The sequence below is a fragment of the Nocardioides sp. genome (assembly GCF_047607185.1).
In the GTDB taxonomy this organism is placed as follows: domain Bacteria; phylum Actinomycetota; class Actinomycetes; order Propionibacteriales; family Nocardioidaceae; genus Nocardioides.
In genome coordinates, this window is the sequence record NZ_JASGDQ010000043.1 from 1 (window position 1) to 18,139 (window position 18,139).

17 protein-coding genes are annotated in these 18,139 nt (G+C 70.6%); 6 read left to right on the forward strand and 11 right to left on the reverse strand.

Annotated features, from left to right (window positions below; all coding sequences use genetic code 11):
• Positions 1–189: 189 nt before the first annotated feature.
• Entirely contained in the window at positions 190–1,971 is a 1,782-nt protein-coding gene (locus tag QM595_RS04130; RefSeq protein WP_415170259.1) for a DEDD exonuclease domain-containing protein, read from the reverse strand.
• Positions 1,972–2,083: 112 nt separating this feature from the next.
• Between QM595_RS04130 and QM595_RS04135 the strand changes: the two genes are divergently transcribed.
• The 4 genes from QM595_RS04135 (at position 2,084) to QM595_RS04150 (ending at position 5,813) form a co-directional block, all read left to right on the forward strand.
• A complete protein-coding gene (locus QM595_RS04135) occupies positions 2,084–2,290 on the forward strand; it encodes a hypothetical protein (protein ID WP_415170260.1) in 207 nt (68 codons plus the stop codon).
• Positions 2,291–2,387: 97 nt separating this feature from the next.
• Positions 2,388–3,359, forward strand: a complete 972-nt coding sequence (locus QM595_RS04140; protein WP_415170261.1) for an NlpC/P60 family protein — start codon at positions 2,388–2,390, stop codon at positions 3,357–3,359.
• The gene (locus tag QM595_RS04145; RefSeq protein ID WP_415170262.1) at positions 3,340–4,572 is read left to right on the forward strand and encodes a hypothetical protein; all 1,233 of its coding nucleotides are present in this window, start codon (positions 3,340–3,342) and stop codon (positions 4,570–4,572) included. The genes QM595_RS04140 and QM595_RS04145 overlap by 20 nt, the downstream gene beginning before the upstream one ends.
• Positions 4,569–5,813: a M48 family metallopeptidase gene (locus tag QM595_RS04150; RefSeq protein WP_415170263.1), complete on the forward strand. Its 1,245-nt coding sequence runs from the start codon at positions 4,569–4,571 to the stop codon at positions 5,811–5,813. Before QM595_RS04145 ends, QM595_RS04150 begins: the two co-directional genes overlap by 4 nt.
• Here QM595_RS04150 and QM595_RS04155 read toward each other — a convergent pair.
• The 10 genes from QM595_RS04155 to QM595_RS04200 form a co-directional block, all read right to left on the reverse strand.
• Positions 5,792–5,980 carry a Flp family type IVb pilin gene (locus QM595_RS04155; protein ID WP_415170264.1) on the reverse strand — a complete coding sequence of 63 codons (189 nt, stop codon included), beginning with the start codon at positions 5,978–5,980 and terminating at the stop codon, positions 5,792–5,794. The genes QM595_RS04150 and QM595_RS04155 overlap by 22 nt on opposite strands.
• A gap of 85 nt (positions 5,981–6,065) precedes the next feature.
• Positions 6,066–6,296, reverse strand: coding sequence for a Flp family type IVb pilin (locus QM595_RS04160; protein ID WP_415170265.1), 231 nt, complete (start codon positions 6,294–6,296; stop codon positions 6,066–6,068).
• 234 nt (positions 6,297–6,530) lie between these two features.
• Positions 6,531–7,202, reverse strand: coding sequence for a response regulator (locus QM595_RS04165; RefSeq protein WP_415170266.1), 672 nt, complete (start codon positions 7,200–7,202; stop codon positions 6,531–6,533).
• Entirely contained in the window at positions 7,199–8,812 is a 1,614-nt protein-coding gene (locus QM595_RS04170; RefSeq protein WP_415170267.1) for a sensor histidine kinase, read from the reverse strand. The genes QM595_RS04165 and QM595_RS04170 overlap by 4 nt, the downstream gene beginning before the upstream one ends.
• A gap of 2 nt (positions 8,813–8,814) precedes the next feature.
• The gene (locus QM595_RS04175) at positions 8,815–9,735 is read right to left on the reverse strand and encodes a type II secretion system F family protein (RefSeq protein WP_415170268.1); all 921 of its coding nucleotides are present in this window, start codon (positions 9,733–9,735) and stop codon (positions 8,815–8,817) included.
• 1 nt (position 9,736) lies between these two features.
• Positions 9,737–10,741 carry a type II secretion system F family protein gene (locus QM595_RS04180; RefSeq protein ID WP_415170269.1) on the reverse strand — a complete coding sequence of 335 codons (1,005 nt, stop codon included), beginning with the start codon at positions 10,739–10,741 and terminating at the stop codon, positions 9,737–9,739.
• Entirely contained in the window at positions 10,741–12,249 is a 1,509-nt protein-coding gene (locus QM595_RS04185) for a CpaF family protein (protein ID WP_415170270.1), read from the reverse strand. Before QM595_RS04185 ends, QM595_RS04180 begins: the two co-directional genes overlap by 1 nt.
• 9 nt (positions 12,250–12,258) lie before the next feature.
• Positions 12,259–13,443, reverse strand: a complete 1,185-nt coding sequence (locus tag QM595_RS04190) for an AAA family ATPase (RefSeq protein ID WP_415170271.1) — start codon at positions 13,441–13,443, stop codon at positions 12,259–12,261.
• 6 nt (positions 13,444–13,449) lie between these two features.
• On the reverse strand, positions 13,450–14,202 hold the full coding sequence (gene cpaB / locus QM595_RS04195; RefSeq protein ID WP_415170272.1) for a Flp pilus assembly protein CpaB: 753 nt from the start codon (positions 14,200–14,202) through the stop codon (positions 13,450–13,452).
• Between the two features lie 321 nt (positions 14,203–14,523).
• Positions 14,524–16,314: an AMP-dependent synthetase/ligase gene (locus tag QM595_RS04200; protein WP_415170273.1), complete on the reverse strand. Its 1,791-nt coding sequence runs from the start codon at positions 16,312–16,314 to the stop codon at positions 14,524–14,526.
• A gap of 167 nt (positions 16,315–16,481) precedes the next feature.
• Between QM595_RS04200 and QM595_RS04205 the strand changes: the two genes are divergently transcribed.
• Positions 16,482–16,940 carry an SRPBCC family protein gene (locus tag QM595_RS04205; protein ID WP_415170274.1) on the forward strand — a complete coding sequence of 153 codons (459 nt, stop codon included), beginning with the start codon at positions 16,482–16,484 and terminating at the stop codon, positions 16,938–16,940.
• A gap of 7 nt (positions 16,941–16,947) precedes the next feature.
• Positions 16,948–18,138 carry an ArsA family ATPase gene (locus QM595_RS04210; RefSeq protein ID WP_415170275.1) on the forward strand — a complete coding sequence of 397 codons (1,191 nt, stop codon included), beginning with the start codon at positions 16,948–16,950 and terminating at the stop codon, positions 18,136–18,138.
• Position 18,139: the final 1 nt, after the last annotated feature.

Sequence of the window (18,139 nt, forward strand, 5' to 3'; positions counted from 1 at the left end):
CCCCAGCACGTGCCTGAGCACCTTCTCCTCAGTCGCCGTGGCTCCGCCACGGCTCCCTCGTCGGCGGCACTCAGCCACGCCCTGGAACGACGCCTCACTCGACAGCCCCTACCTGCGGAATCTCTAAGCCCGGACGGCGGTGTCAGGAGTCCAGGCGCTGGCGCCGCTGTTGTTCTCGGCGCCGACTCGTCATCGGACCGGTCGGTGGACCGGGGCGAGATCGCGCCGGTCGTCGAAGGGGACCAACGACCTGCGCGACTCGTCCACGGCGTCGTGGATCGCGAGGTGGCGTGCCGCGCCGCCGACCGGGCAGGTCCACTCCCCGCTGATCTCGACCAGTCGCACTCCCGGCGACTCCAGCCATCGCAGGATGACCTCGGTCTCCTCCGCCGACGCGGCGGGCACCGGGCCAGGGCCGGGCGCGACGGTCTCCGCGCTGGCGCGCAGGCCCGCCACGAACTCACGGGCGTCGGCGCCCGGCGGAATGACGCCCGCTGCGGCGAGCCGGCCGCGCCGCACGACGTGGACCGCCCACCGGCCGTCGTCCTCCCGGCGCGCCGCGATCACCTCCTCGCACCGCGTCAGCGCGGTCACCCGCTGGGTCCGCGCGGCGGCGCGGAGGAAGGCGGCCAGCCGGTCTCGGTGGACGCCCGCCTCCTCGAAGCGCTCGGCGTCGGCCAGCGTGGTCATCCGCTCCTCGACGGCGGCGACGACGCGGTCGGGCCGGCGCAGCAGCGTCTCGCGGAGCTGCCGGACCACGGCCGCGTACGTCGTCTGGTCGGCGCTGCCGTCGCACGGTGACAGGCACCGCCCCATCTCGGCGAGCACGCAGGGGACGCGCCCCGAGACGCGGCCGAGTCGGTCGGAGCACTGTCGAACGGGGAAGGCGTCGTGGAGCGCTTGCAGCGCCTTCTCGGCCGCCTTCCTCGATCCGAACGGGCCGAGGTAGTCGGCATCGTCGGCGGTCACCTTGCGGACCAACGACAGCCGGGGCCAGGGCTCGCGCGTCAGCTTGATGAAATGGACCTTCTCCGGGAAGCGCGAGCGCCGGTTGTAGCGCGGCTTGTGGTGAGCGATCAGACGCAGCTCACGGACCCGTGCCTCCAGGGCGGTCGTGCACTCGATCCCGGTGACCCGAGTGGCGAGCCCGACCATCTCGCCCATCCTGGTGCGCGTCTCGGAGGCGGTGAAGTAGGTGCGGACCCGGGTGCGCAGATCGCGCGAGGTGCCGACATAGAGCACCCGGTCGCTGTCGTCCTCGAAGAGGTAGACGCCAGGGGCATGGGGGAGTCCCTCCGCGAGGTGACGCTTGCGCCGCTGTGCTGTGCTCACCTTGGCCGAGAAGGTGCGCAGCTCCTCCAGGGTGTGGACGCCCAGGCCGCCGAGCCGCTCGATCATGCCGTGGAGGACGTCGACCGTGGCGCGGGCGTCGGCCAGCGCGCGGTGGTTGGGGGTCGTGCCGGCGTGGAAGACCCGCGCCAGCGAGGACAGCTTGCAGTTGGGGGCCTCGTCACGGGTGACCACCCGGCGCGCCAGCTTCGCGGTGTCGACCACCTCGAAGGCCGGCCACGGCCGGCCCTGCCGGGCCGCGAAGAACTTCAGGAAGCCCACGTCGAAGGGGGCGTTGTGGGCGACCAGCACGCAACCCTGTGCGAACTCCAGGAATGCGGGCAGCGCGGACTCGATCGGCGGGGCGTCGCTGACCATGCCGTTGCTGATGCCGGTGAGGACCGCGATGAAGGCCGGGATCTCGGTGTGAGGGTTGACCAGGGTCTGGAACTCGCCGAGCACCTCGCCGCCGCGCACCTTGACGGCACCGATCTCGGTGATCATGGAACCGCCCTGCGCCGATCCGCCGGTGGTCTCCAGGTCGACCACGCAGAAGGTGACCTCGCGCAGTGGTCTGCCGAGCTCGTCGAAGCTGCGTTGGGACTCCCAGCGAGAGGTCGGCGAGGCGAGGGCGCTGCTCATGTCATCCGACGCTAGGACCGACCTCCGACAGTCTCGGGCCGGCGCGCTGCGACACGCCGGCGGTCGACGACGGCGAACGGAACTGTCGGTGGTCGCTGGCACCGTCATCGCCATGACGACACGAATCGACTGCGACTCCTGCCTCGTGCGTGGCCTGGCCTGCCACGACTGCGTGGTCACCGTGCTGCTGGGCCCGCCGCCCGAGCTCGCGATCGAGGACGACGAGCGGCAGGCGCTGGGCGTCCTCGCCGAGATCGGCCTCGTGCCACCGCTGCGGATGGTGACGCCACAGCCCGGCCGTGACACCGAGTCCGCGTGACTGGAGTGACTGATGTGACACATGTGAGAGGCGTTCGTCGACCGTGCCACGTCGGCCGATTGGCCTCACCGGCGAAGGCCCGTTAGGGTCCTTGCTCGTGCGGATCGGACCGAAGAGCGCCCTCGCGGCGAGTCTCGTCCTCGCCGGCATGCTGGGCCTCATGACCACCGCCTCGGCGGAGCCCGACGTCAAGGACGTGCAGGCCCAGGTCGACAAGCTCTACCACGAGGCCGAGCAGGTCACCGAGCACTACAACAACGCCCGGATCAGGCTCGCCTCGCTCAAGCGCGAGCTCACCGGCCTCCAAGCCGACGAGACCCGCCAGGACCAGTCGCTGACGGCGGTCCGCGAGCAGCTGCGCGACACCATGCTGCAGCAGCTCGAGGGCTCCAGCCTCTCGGCCGTCGGGCAGGTCGTGGTCTCCGACGACCCGCAGGCCTTCCTCGCCCAGTTGAGCACCATGTCGGCCTTCGACAGCATCCAGGCCGGCCTCTACGACGACTACACCACGCAGGCGGACGCCTTGGCGCTCCGCAAGTCGGCGACGCAGCAGCGCACCGAGGCGATCGCCGAGACCGAGGAGCAACTCGCCGAGGACAAGAAGACCATCGACGCCAAGCTCGCCGAGGCGCAGCAGCTGCTGGCCAAGCTGAAGGCCGAGGAGCGGGAGCAGCTGCTCTCGCGCGGCGACTACCGGCTGCCCGTCGACGTGCCTGCCTCGGGTCGGGCCGCCGTCGCCGTCGCCTTCGCCATGGCCCAGCGCGGCGACCCCTACGTGTGGGGCGCTGCCGGCCCCAACGCCTACGACTGCTCGGGCCTCACCATGCGCGCCTGGGGAGCCGCCGGCGTGTCGCTGCCGCACTCCTCGAGCGCGCAGTACGGCTCGGGTCCCCACATCGCCGAGAGCGATCTGCAACCGGGCGATCTGGTCTTCTACTACAGCCCGATCAGCCATGTCGGCATCTACATCGGCAACGGCCTGATCGTGCACGCGCCGCATCCCGGCAGCAGCGTCCAGGTCACCTCGCTCCACTCGATGCCCTACGTAGGTGCCGTCCGCCCCGGCTGACCGCCACCCGCTGCGCTGGATCGTCGCCGGCGCGGCTGTCGTCGCGCTCGCGACCACGGCATGGCTGGCGCTGCGGCCCGACGCCTACGTCGCCGCGCCGCTGGCGCCCCAGTCGACACGAGCGCGTCCCGACCTCGCCGCCGCCACGCTGCTTCGCCTGCAACAGGCCATCACGGCAGGCGATGCCGCCGCGGCCTCCGGTCTCGGCACCGATGCGGCCTCCTCGCTCCTCGGTGCCGCTGCCACCAACGCGGCCGCGCTCGACGTCACCGACTTCTCGCTGCGCTACGTCGACGAGGCCACGCCGGTCGACGGCGACGGCAATTGGCAGGCGGTGGTCGAGGCCGGCTGGCGATTCGGTGCGTACGACGCCTCCACGGTGCACGAGGAGATCACGGTCGGATTCCGGCTCCTCGACGACGCCGTCTCGGTCGCCTCGCTCGGCGGTGGTGGTCGTCGTACCCCGCTATGGCTGACCGGCCCGCTCCAGGTCCGCAGCGCCCCGGGCGTCCTCGTGCTCGCCTCGACGCAGACCGCGGCCGACCGCTACGAACGACTGGCGACACGCGCGGTCGGCGTGGTGTCCAAGGTCGTCACCGGTTGGGCCGGACCGCTGGTCGTGGAGGTGCCGGCGAGCGAGTCGGCGCTCGACGAGGCGGTCGCCGCCGAGCCCGGCGACAACACCGGTGTGGCGGCGGTGACCGCGACGGTGGACGGCTCCTCCTCGCCCGAGGCTCCCATCCACGTCTTCGTCAACCCCGACGTCATGGACGGCCTGGATCGGCAAGCAGCCCAGATCGTGATGAGCCACGAGGCCACCCATGCGGCCACCAATGCGCCCACCAACGCCAGCCGGCCGCTCTGGCTCACCGAGGGGTTCGCCGACTATGTCGCGCTCCGCGACGTCGGGCTGCCGCTGACCAGGACGGCCGGCCAGATCCTCGCCGAGGTGAGGCGTGACGGTCCGCCCGACGCGCTCCCGGACCAGGCCGACTTCGACCCCGCCTCGGACACCTTCGGCGCGGTCTACGAGGCGGCCTGGCTGGTCTGCGTGGTCCTCGCGGAGCAGGGCGGTGAGCCCGCCCTGGTCGCGCTCTACGACCGGGTCGGTGCGGGGGAGGGCCTCGATGCGGCCCTCGGAGACCTGTTCGGACTCGACACCGCTTCCCTGACGAGGCTGTGGCGGCAGCATTTGTCAGACTGGGCCGAGTGAGCGCCACTCCCACCAGCCGCCGCGTCTCGCTGGTCGTCCTGATCCTGGGAGTGCTGGCCTTCGCGGCGATCGCACTGGCCCGGGTGCCGTGGTACTCCGTGATGGGAGGCGGCGGGCACGCCCCCGGCGAGTCCGAGGTCTTCGCCCCGGACCAGCTGGCCGCCATGCTCGACTACTCCGCCGACGCGCGGCGGTGGTCCCGGCTGGGGCTGGCGGTCTCCCTGCTGGTGGCGTGCCTGCTCGGCCTCACACCGGCCGGCCGGTGGCTGGTGAGCCGGCTGCGCGGGCCCTGGTGGCTGCGAGCGATCCTCGGCGTGGTGGTCCTCGAGCTGGTCGGCTCGCTCGCCACGCTGCCGTTCTCGGTGCTGCTGCGAGACCGACAGCTCGACGCCGGTCTCTCCCGGCAGGCCTGGAGCGGCTTCGCCGTCGATCGACTGACCAGCCTGGGCGTCACCGTGGTGACCACCTCGCTCGGCGTCCTCGCGCTGATGGCCTGCGTGCGGCGCTGGCGGCGAGCCTGGCCCGCCGTCGCGGGAGCCGGCCTCGGCGTGCTGGTGCTGCTCGGCTCGTTCGTCTACCCGGTGCTCGTGGAGCCGCTCTTCAACTCCTTCACACCGCTCCCGGACGGCGACCTCCGCAGCCGCGTGCTCGCCCTGGCGGATGCCGAGGGCGTGGCGGTGGACGACGTCCTGGTGGCCGACGCCAGCCGCCGTACGACGACCCTCAACGCCTACGTCTCCGGCTTCGGGAGCACCCGGCGAGTCGTGCTCTACGACAATCTCGTCGACAACGAGCCCGAGGACGCCGTCCTCTCCGTCGTCGCGCACGAGCTCGGCCACGCGAAGTACGACGACGTGCTCACCGGGTCGCTGCTGGGCGCCGCCGGCGCACTGGTCGCCGTCGGGCTGCTCGGCCTGGTCCTCAGGCGCCGCGACCTGGGCGAGGCGTCGGTGGTGCCGCTGCTGCTCGCCCTGGTGGCGGTGGGCTCGGTCCTGGCCCTGCCGATCCAGAACACCATCAGCCGGCAGATCGAGACCAGGGCCGATGTCACCGCACTCAACACGACGCAGGACGCCGGCGCGTTCGAGACCCTGCAGCGGGAGCTGGCGATCAGCTCTCTGTCAGATCCCGCGCCGGCGTCCTGGTCGCAGTTCTGGTTCGGCTCACACCCGACGGTGCTGCGGCGCCTCGGCCTGGTGCCGCGCTGTGGAGCCTCGGATCAGCCTTCGCACTGCCCGTGAGTCGATCCGCCGGCCGCGGCCGAGTGCGTGGTGATCGAGGTGCAGGTGCCGCTGAAGATGTCGGAGATGTAGTCGTAGAGGAAGAAGCTGCTGACCAGAATGACGGTGGCGATGGCACTGATCAACAGGCCGTACTCGATCGCCGAGGCCCCACGTTCGTCGTCCACGCTCTGCTCCTGTCCTTGAATGGCGGACGGCCCCGGGTTCGGCACGTCGCCAACCCGAGGCCGTCCGTCGACCTGTTCGTAGAGATCAGTCCGCGCAGGTGCCGGAGATGGAGCCGCCGTTGGCGGTGGACTGGTCGGTGATCGACTGGCACGTGTCGGTGAAGATGTCCTTGATGTAGCCGCCGAACAGGAACACGACGACGACGATCAGAGCGGCGATGCCGGCCACGAGCAGGCCGTACTCGATCGCGGAGGCGCCGCGCTCCTCGATCTTGGCGAGGCGGGCCTGGATCATGATGCGCAGGTAGTCAACCATGAGTTTTTCTCCCCTTGGAAAGTTTTGGGCTGGCCGTGAGCTGGGCTCCGGTTGCTGGATGGTCTATGGAGCCCCTTGCCCCACGACAGCAATCCTTCCGGCTGCGCGCCTGTCGCGAATCAGGAGAGCGTGTCGAGTCGGATAGTCAGTTCGGACTATTCCGCGCACTCCCCACTCGGATGGTCCCCGCATCGAGCGGGTCTCCCGATCGCCGACCGGACCACCCGAACGCCGTCAACGAGCGCCCGGCTGGACGCTGGAGAGCAGCCCGATCCGCATCGCGGTGACCAGCGCCTGGGCCCGGTTGGCGGCGCCGAGCTTCTGGTAGATCTTGGCGATGTGCGACTTGGCGGTCGACTCCGAGAGGTAGAGGCTCTCGCCGATCTGGGCGGCGCCGAGGCCCTCGGCCAGCAGCAGCAGCACCTCGTGCTCGCGCTCCGAGAGCCTGGTCGACTCACTCGTGGCCCGCCGCATCATCGCCTGGGCCAGGCCGGCGCAGACGAACGAGCGCGGCGAGACGGCGGCATGACGGGCCGCGCGCACCACCTCGCCCGAGGGCGCGTCCTTGCCCACGAAGCCCGACGCGCCCGCCTCCATCGCGGCGAAGATCTGGTCGTCCCCGGAGTGCATCGTCAGCACCACCAGGCCGACGTCGTCGCTCTCCTTGCGGATGCTGCGCACGATGTCGAGCCCGGTGCCGTCCTGCAGCTGCAGGTCGGCGATGACGACGTCGGGGGAGAGTGCGGCGAACTGGCCGAGGGCATCGGCGACGGTGGCAGCCTGGCCGACCACGGTCATGCCCTCCTCGAGGTCGACGACGCCGGCGAGCCCCTCCCGGATGAGCTCGTGGTCGTCGACCAGCAGCACCCTGATCTCGCTGTGGCTCGCTCGCAAGCTCGCGCTCATACTCCCACCTTGCTTTCGTTGCTACGACCGTCGCCGAGCTGGGAGGACCCGATGGTGACCTCCGCGGGGACGACCCCGGCTCCCGGAATGGTGACCGATACCCGCAGCCCGCCGCCAGGGGCATCGGACAGACTCAACGCAGCGTTGATCAGCAGCGCGCGCTCGCGCATGATCTCCAGGCCGTGCGAGTCGCTCCGGCCCGGCTGCAGGCCACGGCCGTCGTCGGTGACGGTGATGCGGGCAGCCGGCGCGCGGACCTGGCAATGGACGTCGATCGTCGTCGCCCGGGCGTGCTTGACGGCGTTGTTCATCGCCTCCTGGGCGATCCGGAACAGCTCCGCCTCGACCTCGGGCCGCAGCCGCTCGGTCTGCTCGTCGGCGGTGACGTGGATGGCGACGCCGGAGACCTCGGACAGGTTGCGAGCGACGGCCGCGATGGCTGCGCCCAGGCTCTCGCTCTCGCCGATATTGGTGCGCAGGTTCACCAGCGACCGCCGGATCTCGGCGACGATCGCGGTCACCCGCTCGCGCAGCTGCCCGATCCGCTCTCGTTGGCTCTCGGTGGTGGCGACGGCTGCCAGGGCGTCGGCCAGATAGCCGAGCGAGGCGATGTCCTGGGCCACCCCGTCGTGCATCTCGCGGGCCAGCCGGCGTCGCTCCTCGGCACTGGCGGCGTCGCGGAACGCCGCGAACAGCAGCGCGGTGTCGAGGTGCACCGCGCTCGGCCGCAGCTCGTCGGTGAGCCGATAGACCTGCTCCTCGACCCCCAGCCGGCGGGTTCCCTCGGGCAGCGTGCCGGTGACCACCCCGACGGTGCCGGTGTCGGCCGCGAGCGGGAGGGCGAAGACGCGGCCGTGGAGTTCCGGCTCGCCGGTCGCCCAGACCTGTGCCGCGAGGGTGTCGCAGCTGCCGAGGTCGTCCGGGGAGCCCAGCGACCTGGTGACCAGCGGGGTCAGCGCGTCGCCGCGCGGCACGTACACGGCTACCGCGGTGGTCGGCACCTCGTCCCGGACCGCGGAGAGGATCGAGCCGCCCAGCGCGACCGGGTCCAGGCCGCTGTCCAGGCCGTCGGAGATGTCGATGAGCTGCCGCAACAGCCCGCGGGCGTAGTGATAGGACTCGAGCGGGTCGTGTCGCTCCGCCAGTGCGCTGTGCAGGAAGGAGCCGATGAGGCCCAGCCCCAGTGCGGTCACCGACCAGGTGAACGTGGCGTAGCCCAGCTCGGCGGTGAGCTGGCCGATCGTCAGCAGGGCGAAGGCCACCAGTGCGGCCAGCTCCGCCGCGAGGGCCACCGTCATGCCCCAGAGCCCCCGGAAGAGCGACGCCCAGAACGGGGCGACGCCCAGGGTGCCGAGGACGGCGAGCGAGGAGTTGGCGGCGATGCCGCAGACCGTCCCGACCAGCAGCGCCTCGCTGGTCGTCAGGATCTGGAGGGGGAGCCGCTGTCGCAGGTCGAGGATCGTCGTGGTCGTCCAGATGGCGCCGATCAGCACCAGCGCGAAGAGGGCCGCGGTGTCCCTGGTCCACAGGATCGGGCCGCCGACGGCGATCAGGACGAAACCCCGCGACACCGTCGCTATCCGCCAGGGCAGCCGATCGAGGCGGACCATGATCAGAAGTTGTCCATGATCGTGATCGCGGCCGGACCCAGCACCGCGATGAAGAGCGTCGGCAGGATGAAGAAGATCAGCGGCACGGTGATCTTCACCGGCACCTGCTGCGCCTTCTCCTCGGCCCGCTGGCGCCGTTTGACCCGCATCTCGCTGGACTGCACCCGCAGCACCTGCGCGATCGGGATGCCGAAGGAGTCGGCCTGCACCATCGCCGAGACGAAGGCCTTGAGGTCGTCGAGGTTGACCCGCTCGTTCAGCGAGCGCAGCGCCTCGGCCCGGCCCATCCCGAGCTGCATCTCACGGAGCATCCGGGAGAACTCGTCGGCCAGCGGCCCCTGAGTGTTGTGCGCCACCTGCTGGACCGCCGCGTCGAAGCCGAGGCCCGACTCCACGCTGATGGTCATCAGGTCGATGGCGTCGGGGAGCTCCTGCTGGAGCTTGTTGGTGCGGTCGTAGGCGAGCTGGTAGAGGTACATATTGGGCGCGAAGAAGCCGAGGACGACCCCGACCGCGGCGATGACGAGGCGGAGCGTCAGCGCGTCCGTGAGCACCATGCCGGCGAGGAGCCCGAAGGAGAACCCGATCCCCGCCCCGATCACCTTGCTGGCGGTGACCCGGTCGACGGTCCAGCCGGCCGGATTCCCGGCGAGGTCGAGGCTCCTGCGGATCCGCTCCTCGGCGTCGGCCCCGCTGATCCGCCGACCGACGGCGAGGGCACGCTGCTGCAGCGGCTCGAGCACCCGCTCGCCGAACGGCTTCTCGAGGTCCTTGCGCAGCTCCTTCGGAGCGTCGGCGATCGCCTCGATGACCGCCAGGGAGCGATTGAGGCCCTCCGCCTCCTCGGCGGGCCGCAGCGCCATCGCGAGCAAGGCGATCGCCACGAAGACCAGCAGCACACCCAGCACGAAGACGACGGTCATCTCAGACCTCCACCTTGACCATGCGGCTCATCCAGAAGACGCCGATCGAGAGCCAGACCGCGGCACCGACGAGCATGGCGATGCCGCGGACGTCGGTGACCAGAGGCATGACGTAGGTGCGGTTGGCGAGGAAGAGATAGCCCACGAAGCCGGGCGGGAGCAGACCGAGGATCCAGGCGGAGAGCCGGCCCTCCGCCGAGAGAGTCGCCACCTGACGCCGCATGTACTCCCGCTCCCTCATCGTCGCCGCGACGGTGTCGAGCAGCTCCGCGAGGTTGCCGCCGACCTGACGCTGGATCCTGATCGCCATCACGATCCAGGCGAAGTCCTTGCTCTCGAACCGCTCGGCGAGGCCGTCGAAGGCGTCCTCCAGTTGAACACCGAGCCGGGTCTCGATCAGCACCCGGCGAAACTCCGACGAGATCGGCTCGACGCCGTCTCGCACCACGGTGTCGACCGCCTGCGGCAGCGACAGTCCGGCCGCGAGCGAGCCCGAGATCAACTGCAGCGTGTCCGGCAGGCCGCGGTCGAAGGCCTTGCGCCGCCGAGTTCGCTTGACGCCGAGGTAGAGCCAGGGGACCAGGATGCCCGCGACCAGGAACACGAACCCGAGGACGGGGTTGCCACGCCCGAGCAGCAGGCCGAGCAGCGCCGCGACGACGGCAATCGCGGCCTGGAGCAGCAGCCACTCCGCAGGCTTCAGGTCGCTGCCGGCCTGGTCCAGCCGGGCGGCGATCCTCGCCTCGAGCCCGGCATTGCGTCGAAGCAGCTGAGCGGCGGCGGTCTTGGCCGAGGCGACCACCTCGCTGGTCTCGGGGTGATGCCGTTCGTGGGTCAGCTCGGCATGTTTGGCCACGGTCTGGGTGTAGACGGTCACCCGGTCCTCGGCCGCCAGCGGCCCCTTCTCGCGACGCGGCACCAGCAGCACCAAGAAGACGGCCAGGCCGACGCCCAGCGCCACCACCCCGGCGTACAGGCCCCACGAGGGGAGCGCGAGGCCGTCCATCAGACCCGGTCCGTCGCGAAGATCATCGGGTCCACGGTGACGTTCTCGTCGGCCATCTTGTCGAGGAACTTCGGCCGCAGCCCGGTCGGCCGCAGCCGGCCCAGCGACTTGCCGTCGGCATCGAAGCCGGCGCTGTTGTCGTAGACGAAGATGTCCTGCAGTGTGATCACGTCGCCCTCCATCCGCTCCACCTCGGTCACGTGGGTGATCCGGCGGGAGCCGTCCTTGAGGCGGGCCTGGTGGACGATCAGGTCGACCGCCGAGGCGACCTGCTCCCGGATGGCCCGCACCGGCAGGTCCATGCCCGCCATCAGCACCATCGTCTCCATTCGCGCCAGGGTGTCGCGGGGGCCGTTGGAGTGCAGCGTGCAGATGGAGCCGTCGTGACCGGTGTTCATCGCCTGCAGCATGTCGAGTGCGGAGGCGTCACGGACCTCGCCGACGATGATGCGGTCGGGGCGCATCCGCAGCGCGTTCTTGACCAGGTCGCGGATGGTGACCTGGCCCTTGCCCTCGATATTGGACGGCCGCGACTCCAGCCTGACCACGTGCTCCTGCTTGAGCTGCAGCTCGGCGGCGTCCTCGATGGTGACGATCCGCTCGTCTGGGGGGATGAAGGAGGACAGCACGTTGAGCGTCGTGGTCTTGCCGGCGCCGGTGCCGCCCGAGACGATGACGTTGAGCCGGCCTCGCACACAGGCCTCGAGGAACTGCCGCGAGCCGGGCGTCAGCGAGCCGAACCTGACCAGGTCGGTCGCGGTCAGCGGATCCTTGGAGAACTTGCGGATGGTGAGCGCGGAGCCGTCGATGGCCAGCGGCGGCACGATGGCGTTGACACGGGAGCCGTCGGGGAGTCGCGCGTCCACCATCGGCGAGGACTCGTCGACCCGGCGGCCGATGCGAGAGACGATCTTGTCGATGGTACGGCGCAGATGGGCCTCGTCGTTGAAGTGGCCGTCGGCCTTGACCAGCCGGCCCTTCTTCTCCAGCCAGATGTTGTGGTGGCCGTTGACCATCACCTCGGAGACGTCCACGTCGCGCAGGTAGGGCTCGATCGGGCCGTAGCCCAGGATGTCGTCGCTGATCTCCTGGGTGACTCGCTGCCGGTCGGTGCTGCTCAGTGGCCGCTCCTGCGCGGCGAGCACGTCTTGGAGCACCGCCCGGACCCGCTGGTCGAGCTCGTTGGCATCCATGTCGGACTCGTAGAGCTGTGGGCCGAGCTGCTTGAGGAGCTCGGTGTGCACGCTGGCCTTGATCGCCTCGAGCCGGTCGCCCTGCTGGTTGCCCAGGGTTCGCCGGAACTCCGGGGCGGGCGGCGGGGGCGGGGCGTGCTGCGCAGTGACGGTGGTGACCGGCGCGATCTCGGCAGCAGGGGTGGCGCTCACCTCGGCGCGCCGCCGGCCCGCCACCTCGTGGCCTGGGGTGTCGACGACGGGGGTGCCGGTCGGCGCGACGCCGGGCACGGGGCCGCCGGTGCGCGCGGCGGCGATGCGGTCAGCGAGTGACATGGCCGGGACTCACCTGCGCTTCCTGAGTCGTCGCTTGGACTCCTTGCCCTCTGCCGAGGAGGGCACGCCGCCGCCGGTCGGGGTGGCCAGGTCTCTGCCGGCCAGGGTCGAGGCCATCGCGATGATGGCGGTGCTGGACGGGTGGTAGGGGTTCCTGGCCACGATCGGGTTGCCGGCGTTGGTGGAGGCGGCGACCTCCAGCGACGTCCCGACCTGGGCGGCGGGCTTCATGCCGAGGATGCCCTCGACCCGGTCCGGGCTGATGCCGACCTCGTCGTCGGCGCGGTTGAGCAGCAGATGACGCCGGTCCCGGGCGATGTTGAGCATGTCGAGCGTCTCCAGGGCGACCTTGACGTTCTTCAGGGCCGGTACGTCGAGGGTGGCCACGATGACGATCTCGTCGGTCTCGTCGAGCGCGGTCAGGGTCTGCTCGTCGAACGCCGGCGCGGTGTCGACGATGACGTAGTCGAAGGTCGACTTCAACGTGCGCAGGATCTGCGAGACGAGTGCGGGAGAGACCCGGTCGCGCACGTCGGGATGGGACGGCGCCGCCAGGATCATCAGGGAGTCCTGGTGGCGGGTGAGCAGCCCGCTCACCATCTCCGCGTCGATGGCGCCCTCCGAGCCGATGGCGTGCTCGATGGAGTGCGTCGGGAACAGCTGCATGGTGATGGCCACGTCGCCGAAGGCCAGGTCGAGGTCGACCAGGCAGACCCGGCTGGCGCCGCCCTCGGTCAGCGCCAGGCCGAGGTTGACGGTCATCGTGGTCTTGCCGACGCCGCCCTTGGGCGACCAGATGGTGACGATCTTGCCCTCGTGCGCCGAGGCGCCGGTGCCCTTCAGCGCGATGTAGAGCTGGTAAGCGCGCGCCACCGCCGCGGCGACCGCCTCGGCCGAGCCGCTGGGGATGACGTCGCGGGCGCCGGCCTGCATCGCCGCGGTGAGGACGTCGGTGGTGAGCTCTTCGCGGATCAGCACCACGCTGACGGTCGGCTGGTAGCTGCGCAGGCTCTCGCACAGCAGCAGCGCCTCGGTGAGGTTGACGCTTGGTCCCAGCACGGCGACGTACTCGTCCTGGTGCTGGGCCAGCCAGGCGCGGGCCCGGTCCATGGTCGCGACGCCCTGGGACCCGGCCGGGACCGAGCGCAGCAGGGTGGCGACGGTGTCGGAGTCAGGATCGACGATGACGGGCATGGCGGCTCACTTGCTCAGGAAGTTGTCGGGTGTCGTCGGCGGGATCGACTTGACCTCGGTCGACCCGTCGGCAGGGAGGAGGGCGAAGGCGAGCTCGCCGTTGCCGGCGGCATAGATGATCTTCTGGGCCTGGTCCTGGTCCACGGCCACTGTCAGCAGCGTGCTGGGCAGCTGTTCGACCGTCTGGGTGCCGCTGGAGTCGGTGGTCGTGGTCGGGATCGGGGTGGTGGAGCCGACGCCGATGACCTGGACCTGGGGCAACAGCAGGGCGGTCAGCGGGTCGTTGGTGGCCTTGTCGGTGCCGCTGGCGTAGATCGCGACGTTCGAGCCCGGCACCACGAAGCCGGCGACCCGGGCCGGGTCGCTCAGGTTCACCGAGATCGCCATCTGCCCCTCGGGGATCTGCAGCGACGACTGCGGCACCACGCTGGTGCCGAACTTGCTCGCGATGATCTGCTCGCCGGGATAGATCGCCTGCAGCGCCACCTGGCCGGACAGCGCCGAGCCGTCGGTGAGGAAGCCGGGGACCAGCGAGTTGTTGGTCACCGCCGCGGCGACGATCTTGCCGGCCTGCTGGGCGGCCTCGAAGGTCTCCCCTGGCTGGATCGGGGCGGCACCGGTCGCGACCACCAGCACCTGGGTGGTGTCGTACTCCTCCTCGGCGCGGTTGTCGGCCCCGCGCACGTAGAGGAAGACCAGCACGGCGCCGAGCGCGGCCACCAGGGCCGCCGCCACCACGAGAATCCTGCGTCGCTCCATCGACGACCTTTCAAAGTCAAGGCAGACCAGGAGTGAGTGCGTCCCTGGCGCAGTGCCCGGCCGGACACCATCCGTTCTCGGCGAGAACTGTAGGGAAGGCGATTCGACTTCGTGGTGGAAATGACAAGGATTTTTCCTGCTCGTGATCGTCGCGAAAGCGCTGGTCGCGCCGCATTTCGGCGCGCCACGACGGGTCTGACGGCTCGCGAACCGTGACGGTCCCAGGACGGCATCCTCCGTTCGGAGGATCGGACTAGTCAGTTCGGGCGGTGGAGTTCGTCCGTTCGCCGTTCAACTAATGTCCAGGATGTGAGACAGATGTCAGCTGTAGAGCGCGTCGACCTGGTCGCGGAGCTCCTTCATGACCACATTGCGCTTCAGCTTCAGTGACGGGGTGAGCTGGCCGCCCTCCTCGGTCCAGGCGTCCGGCAGGATCACGAACTTCCGGATCGACTCCGCCTTCGAGACCGCCTTGTTGGCGTCGTCGACGGCCGACTGGACCTCGGCGATCAGGTCCGGGTCGTCGACGAGGGTGGCCAGGTCGAGGGTCTTGCCGTGCGCCTGCGCCCAGGTGGGCAGCGACTCGGTGTCGAGCGTGACCAGCGCGGCGATGAACGGCTGGCCGTCGCCGACGACGATGCACTGGTCGACCAGCGCGTGGGCGCGGAGCCGGTCCTCGAGCACGGCGGGGGCGACGTTCTTGCCGCCGGCGGTCACCAGGATCTCCTTCTTGCGGCCGGTGATCCGTACGAAGCCCTCGTCGTCGACCTCGCCGACGTCGCCGGTGTGGAACCAGCCGTCCTCGGTCTTGGCCTCGGCGGTGGCCTCGGGATTGTTCCAGTAGGAGTCGAAGACCTGACCACCCTTGAACAGCAGTTCGCCGTCGTCGGCGACGCGCACCGTGGTGCCCTCGATCGGCCGGCCGACGGTGCCGACCTTGATCGCGTCGGGCAGGTTGACCGTCAGCGCGGCGGTGGTCTCGGTGAGGCCGTAGCCCTCCAGGACGGTCAGGCCGATGCCCCGGTAGAAGTGGCCGAGCCGCTCGCCCAGCGGCGCGCCGCCGGAGACGGCGTAGCGACAGCTGCCGCCGAGCGCCGCCAGCAGCTTGCCGTAGACGAGCCGGGCGAAGACGGCGTGCATCGCCTTGAGGCGGAGCGGCACCCGGCCCTTCTCCAGTGCCCGCGAGTAGGCGATGGCGACACCTGTCGCCTTGTCGAAGATCGCGCCGCGGCCGTCGGCGGCGGCCCGCTGGGAGGCGGTGTTGAAGACCTTCTCGAAGACGCGCGGCACGGCCAGGATGAAGGTCGGCCGGAACTCGCCGAGGTCCTCGAGCAGGTTGTTGATGTCGGGGGAGTGGCCCATCCGGGTGCGCGACTTCACGCAGCCGATCTGGATGATCCGGGCGAAGACGTGCGCCAGCGGCAGGAACAGCAGGGTGCTGCGCCCCTCCTCGTCGAAGAGCCGATCGAGCTCGTGGACGGCGACGCCGAGCTCGAACATGAAGTTGCCGTGCGTCAGCACGCAGCCCTTGGGGCGACCGGTGGTCCCGGAGGTGTAGATGAGGGTCGCGGTGCTGTCGGGCGTGAGCGCGGCGCGGCGCCGCTCGATCTCCTCCTCGGGTACGTCGTCCCCGAGCCGACGCAGCACGTCCACGCCGTTGTCCTCGAAGGACCAGACGTGGTTGAGGTCGGTGAGCACGCCGCGGGTCTCCGCGATCCGGGTGACGTGCTCGGGTCCCTCGGCCACCACCGCCTTGGCGCCGGAGTCGTCGAGGATCCAGCGCACCTGCTCGGCCGAGGAGGTCTCGTAGATCGGCACCGTGATCGCGCCGGCGAACCAGATGGCGTAGTCGAGCAGCGTCCACTCGTAGCGGGTCTTGGAGAACAGTCCGACCCGGTCCTCGGGCTCGATGCCCGCCGCGACCAGGCCCTTGGCGACCGCTGTCACCTCGGCCAGGAACGCCGCGGCGGTGACGTCCTCCCAGTCCCCGCTCGGCCCGCGCCGGCTGAAGAGGACGGCGTCGGCGGCCTCGCGCGCGTTGACGACGACGTCATCGGTGAGGCTCCCGGTGGCGGGGAGGTCGATGGTCAGCGGCGTGGAGAACTCGCGCACAGGTGCCCCTTGGAGAGATTCGGCGTGGCGTTACCTCTCGGTAACCCAACCCGGAGATTACCGCCGCCAGCGGCCGGACCGACATCGGGTACGCTCCCAGACGCACTCCGACTGCCCAGACTGACTGCCCAGTGCCCTCAGCACCGACCCGCGGGAATCCCAGACTCATGACCGAACAGACCGCCTCCTCGATCGTCGTCGAGGCGCCGCCCGCGACCGTCATGTCGGTGATCGCCGACTTCTCGTCGTACCCGCTATGGGCGAAGGGCGTGAAGGTGGCCGAGGTGCTCGCCACCGTCGACGCCACCGAGGGAGCCCGCGCCAAGCGGGTGCGCTTCAACCTCGACGTGCCGCCGATCCGTGACACCTACACCCTCGACTACGTCTGGGACGGCGACCGCCAGGTCTCCTGGACCCTGGTCGAGGCGACCCTGCTGCGCTCGATGGACGGCGCCTACTCTCTTCGGGATCTCGGGGGCGGGGGTCTGGGCGGCCGGACCGAGGTCACCTACCGGCTCACCCTCGACCTGCAGATCCCGTTGATCGGCATGCTCAAGCGCAAGGGCGAGCGGGTCCTCATCGACACCGCGCTGCGTGGCCTCAAGACCCGCGTCGAGTCGCTCTAGGCCGGCGATGCGGATCCTGCTCTTCACCGGCAAGGGCGGTGTCGGGAAGTCGACCGTGGCGGCCTCGACCGCCTCCCTCGCGGCGGCCTCCGGGCTGCGCACGCTGGTGCTCTCGACCGACGCGGCGCACTCGCTCGCCGATGCCTTCGGTGCCGAGGTGGGTGCCGAGCCGACCCTGGTCGCGCCCAACCTCTACGTCGAGCAGGTCGACGCCCAGCTCCGCTTCGAGCAGTCCTGGGCCGACGTGCAGCGCTACCTGCTCTCCGTCCTCGACATCGCCGGCATGGACCCGGTGGCCGCCGAGGAGATGACGGTCATCCCCGGCGCCGAGGAGGTGCTCGCGCTGCTGGAGCTGCGGCTGCGCGCCCGCTCGGGGGAGTGGGACGTGATCGTGGTCGACTGCGCGCCGACCGCCGAGACGCTGCGGCTGCTGTCCCTGCCCGAGGCGCTGGGCTGGTACATGACCCGGGTCTTCCCGATGCAGCGACGCATCGTCAAGGCGCTCAAGCCGATCCTCACCCGCACCGCCGGGGTGCCGATGCCCGGCGACACCGTCTTCGACGCGCTGCAGCGGCTCCACGACGAGCTGCTCGAGGTCCGCGACCTGCTCACCGGCCCGGAGGCCAGCGTCCGGCTGGTGCTGACCCCGGAGACGGTCGTGGTCGCCGAGGCCCGCCGCTCCTACACCACGCTCTCGCTCTACGGCTACCGCGTCGACGGCGTGGTCGCCAACCGGGTCTTCCCGGCCGACGGCGCCGACGACTGGCGGGCCGGCTGGGTGCTCGCCCAGGACGGCGTGCTCGCCGACGTCGAGGCCAGCTTCGCCGGGCTGCCGGTGTGGCGGTCGGTCTACCGGCCCCGCGAGCCTGTCGGCGTACCCGCCCTGACGAGGCTCGCCGAGGAGGTGTACGCGGGCTCCGACCCGCTCGCCGTGCCGACCGGTGACGGCCCCTTCCGGGTTACCCGCACAGGCACCGGAGCCGTCGCCCACCTCGCTCTGCCCGGCGCCACCCGCGAGCAGGTCGCGCTGGCCCGCAACGGCGATGAGCTCGTCGTCACGGTCGGGTCTTATCGTCGTCTCCTCACCCTGCCCCAGGGGCTGGCGCGGCTGCGAGTCGCCGGCGCCCGGGTGGAGGAGGGCGAGCTGCAGGTCAGGTTCGTCGAGGCGCCGGCTCCCACCGGCGAGACCGGCGAGTGAG

Excerpts from the sequence above, each read along its gene's own strand:
- QM595_RS04130 (WP_415170259.1), bottom strand. The coding sequence starts at position 1,971 with ATGAGCAGCGCCCTCGCCTCGCCGACCTCTCGCTGGGAGTCCCAACGC.
- QM595_RS04135 (WP_415170260.1), top strand. The coding sequence starts at position 2,084 with ATGACGACACGAATCGACTGCGACTCCTGCCTCGTGCGTGGCCTGGCC.
- QM595_RS04160 (WP_415170265.1), bottom strand. The coding sequence starts at position 6,296 with ATGGTTGACTACCTGCGCATCATGATCCAGGCCCGCCTCGCCAAGATC.
- QM595_RS04165 (WP_415170266.1), bottom strand. The coding sequence starts at position 7,202 with ATGAGCGCGAGCTTGCGAGCGAGCCACAGCGAGATCAGGGTGCTGCTG.
- QM595_RS04170 (WP_415170267.1), bottom strand. The coding sequence starts at position 8,812 with ATGGTCCGCCTCGATCGGCTGCCCTGGCGGATAGCGACGGTGTCGCGG.
- QM595_RS04175 (WP_415170268.1), bottom strand. The coding sequence starts at position 9,735 with ATGACCGTCGTCTTCGTGCTGGGTGTGCTGCTGGTCTTCGTGGCGATC.
- QM595_RS04180 (WP_415170269.1), bottom strand. The coding sequence starts at position 10,741 with ATGGACGGCCTCGCGCTCCCCTCGTGGGGCCTGTACGCCGGGGTGGTG.
- QM595_RS04185 (WP_415170270.1), bottom strand. The coding sequence starts at position 12,249 with ATGTCACTCGCTGACCGCATCGCCGCCGCGCGCACCGGCGGCCCCGTG.
- QM595_RS04190 (WP_415170271.1), bottom strand. The coding sequence starts at position 13,443 with ATGCCCGTCATCGTCGATCCTGACTCCGACACCGTCGCCACCCTGCTG.
- cpaB (WP_415170272.1), bottom strand. The coding sequence starts at position 14,202 with ATGGAGCGACGCAGGATTCTCGTGGTGGCGGCGGCCCTGGTGGCCGCG.
- QM595_RS04205 (WP_415170274.1), top strand. The coding sequence starts at position 16,482 with ATGACCGAACAGACCGCCTCCTCGATCGTCGTCGAGGCGCCGCCCGCG.
- QM595_RS04210 (WP_415170275.1), top strand. The coding sequence starts at position 16,948 with ATGCGGATCCTGCTCTTCACCGGCAAGGGCGGTGTCGGGAAGTCGACC.